The 2,897-nt window shown below is 61.3% G+C and carries 5 protein-coding genes; all 5 read right to left on the bottom strand.

Annotation, left to right across the window (positions count from 1 at the left end; all coding sequences use genetic code 11):
- Window positions 1-351, bottom strand: a 351-nt coding sequence (locus E1J61_RS37705) for an IS5 family transposase (protein ID WP_165971636.1), incomplete at its 3' end; no start/stop codon positions are given.
- Window positions 323-646 (bottom strand): IS5 family transposase, encoded by a 324-nt coding sequence (locus tag E1J61_RS37700; RefSeq protein WP_165971635.1) that lies wholly within the window; start codon window positions 644-646, stop codon window positions 323-325. The genes E1J61_RS37705 and E1J61_RS37700, both read right to left, overlap by 29 nt.
- A 200-nt stretch (window positions 647-846) precedes the next feature.
- Window positions 847-1,227 (bottom strand): hypothetical protein, encoded by a 381-nt coding sequence (locus E1J61_RS38590; protein WP_243737134.1) that lies wholly within the window; start codon window positions 1,225-1,227, stop codon window positions 847-849.
- Window positions 1,208-1,549, bottom strand: a complete 342-nt coding sequence (locus tag E1J61_RS38585) for a hypothetical protein (RefSeq protein WP_243737133.1) — start codon at window positions 1,547-1,549, stop codon at window positions 1,208-1,210. The genes E1J61_RS38590 and E1J61_RS38585 overlap by 20 nt, the downstream gene beginning before the upstream one ends.
- 724 nt (window positions 1,550-2,273) lie before the next feature.
- Window positions 2,274-2,804, bottom strand: a complete 531-nt coding sequence (locus E1J61_RS36650) for a hypothetical protein (protein WP_133098633.1) — start codon at window positions 2,802-2,804, stop codon at window positions 2,274-2,276.
- Window positions 2,805-2,897 lie beyond the last annotated feature (93 nt).

Below are 2,897 nucleotides of genomic sequence, written 5' to 3'. Positions count from 1 at the left end.
TTTGATGCGGGCGAAGAAACGCTCGACGAGATTGCGGGACCGATAGAGATGCTTATCCAATGGACGTTGTACAAGCCGGTTCGCCCGACTCGGGATGACAGCCTGGACATCGAACTTGTGCAGGTGCTCGATGAGGGCGTCGGTATCGTAAGCCTTGTCGGCGGCAACACTGTTTGGCCGCACCTCCCCCAACAAGGGCAACGCCTCGGGGCTGTCGCCCGCCTGTCCGCCGGTCAGGCGAAATTTCGCCAGCATGCCCAGTCCGTCAACCAGTGCATGAATCTTCGTGCTCAGGCCACCACGCGATCGACCCAGCGCCTGGTCACCTTTTTTTGGGTGCTCCGGCGGCATGCTGATGGGCGCGCACAATGGTACTGTCGATGAAGACTTCCTCGAAATCCGCATCGCCTGCCAGCGCGGCAAATACCTTATGCCATACCTCGGCACGCGACCATCGGGCGAACCGCTTGTACACACTGTTCCAGTGGCCAAATTCTTCCGGCAAGTCTCGCCAGGGGCTGCCGGTACGGGCAATCCACAGCACGGCCTCCATGAACTCCCGATTGTCGGCGGCGGTTCGTCCCCGATCCCCGGCCTTACCGGGTAGCAGCAGCGCGATGCGCTCATACTGGTCGTCCCGCAACATCCTTCTTGCCATTCCTGCCTCGCGCAAAAGACAGGATGTAAACAGATTCCGGCCGAAGTTAACAGCCCTTCGAGGCCAGAAATTGCTAAATGTCAACACGCCCTAGCTTGGAAAATGGGTATTCAACGTAAGCTCGGAATTTTCCGCTTCGCCACGGGTCGGATATAGCGGGCCAGCATAGCGTCTGACCGGTGGCCCGTTTACTCCTTAATCTGGTGAGGCTGCAAACCGGTCTCGGCGGCCGTCGTGACGTAACCCGCTCTTATGCTGTGTCCAGAGACGGCGGACGGGTCGCCGCCAGCCCTCTTGACTGCCGCCTTTACGATCAACGCGACCGATTGCGCGGACAGGGCAGCGCTGCCAACCCTATCGTGCCGGTTCACGGCACGGAATACCTGGCCTGATCCAATCCCTGCCAATTCCAGCCACTGCTGCAGCGCCTTGACCGGACACCGCGCGCCTTTCGCGTGGGGGATAAACACGGTGCGCCCTGCGCCGGCCTGGTCCGTTTTCGAGCGCCGAATCAGGATTTCCAAGCCGTTGGCATGATCCGTGATGTCTTCACAGCGGATGGCTACCAATTCGGAGCGCCGCCCCAGCGAAGCCTACCAGCAGCAGCGCGCGGTCGCGCGCCGCCTGCATCGGCTTGCGCTGATCCACCATCACCAGCATTTCGAGTAAGTCGTCCTTGACTAGCGCTTTGGCTTGGCGCTGTCGCGTCCCCAGGATCCGCCGGATACCGGCCATGGTTTGTTTCACCAGGGCATCCCGCGCCGGGGAGTCCAGCCCCTTGTCGACATGCGCGCGGTGTGCGGCCTTTGCTGGACTGGAAGGCCGGAAATAATCGGACTGGCGCGCAGGCTTGGTTGGATTCTGATCCGAGGCGTTGATGGTCCTGGGCACGCGCGCCGGTACAAGGGGTGAACCAGGCAACCTCATACATTTCCGCCCGCTGCGCGGGCGTGGGAAATGAGGGGATGCAAAGTAAATCGGGATAGGGGCAGGCCTCACGGCCCGACCCCTCCCACACCACCCGGCATGCGGGTCCGCGCGACCCGCCGCCGTTGATTGTCTCGCTGCAGTTGGGCCATTCCGGGCTTCACCCAGTTAGGTTGGTTTGGCGAGCTTCACTCTCGTGAACATCTGAGACGCCGCAACATCGAGGGCCGTGCTACTCCTTCCATTCCTTCGGGCCTTCAGGCGTCACCGCCCTACTATGCCGTCTGCTGACTCCTGCACGGCGGTCAACGCCCCTTACGGGTCGTTCAGTCCAGATTCCAGGACACCGGGCAGGCCTCCCGAGGTAAGCTCAACCGCCTTCGCCACACACCTGCCAGATTTACCACCCCGGCCCTTGATGGTTATGGACTTCGCAATTGCTTGCTTGCTCGTCCGGCCGGGTAGGCCTCATAGCTGGTTTCTGTCCGTCAGGTCGTGGCTTTGTTCCGCGCTTCTTTCAGACCCCGCCTCGCGACGACGCCCTTGCGCTTCACTAATCCTTCGCCACCATCAGGCTGGATAGGGGACTTTCACCCCCGAGCTGTTGAGCATGCTCGGCACACAAACGGGGCAAGCCTTGGCGGCTTGCCGTCGCTGACCTCGCTTGGAGGCCATTCATTGGTGCGGATCAACGCGGCCGGAACGCTTTTCGAGGCGAGGCAGTGGCTGCGGATTCGAGGACTTGCGTTGCCTTACTTACGGCGTCCTCACCTGCTTTGAGAGCCTCCGCGATGGTCCCATCGTCATCCGGGAACATGCCTTTCATTTGGTCAATCTGGTCGCGCATCGCGCCGATTGCGCCAACGCTGTCGTTTAACGCCTCCGCCAACTCCATGTTTGCCTTGAGCAAAGCGTCGCGGTGGACCTCTACGCTGTGCGCTTGCTCCATCGCCTGGGAGAGAGCGACTTGGGTAGCTTGAAGACTCGGCGCGGGCACCATGGCCAGGTCGGTGGGCGGCACATCAAAGTGCGTGAAAATGCCCTTGTCGTTCCCGACCTCCATGGCGTACGCAAGAAGCTCGTGCACTTCAGCGGCTGCATGCGACCTGTCGGGTGCTGATACCGTGATGGACGCGGTGATAGCGTGAGAGCCAGACGTCTCCGCCGTTTTTAGCAGAGCCTGGGCGACCCTGTCTTGAAATTCCTGAACCTTCGACATATGCGCTCTATCCTTGGACCTGTGAAGTAATTCGCTTGGGAGGGTCGTAGCGGCTGGCGACATCCTCATCCGGGGCCGCGCGCGGGAGCTCTC

The sequence above is a fragment of the Cupriavidus sp. L7L genome (assembly GCF_004353535.1).
GTDB lineage: Bacteria > Pseudomonadota > Gammaproteobacteria > Burkholderiales > Burkholderiaceae > Cupriavidus > Cupriavidus oxalaticus_A.
This window is presented reverse-complemented; position numbering and strand designations above follow the sequence as displayed.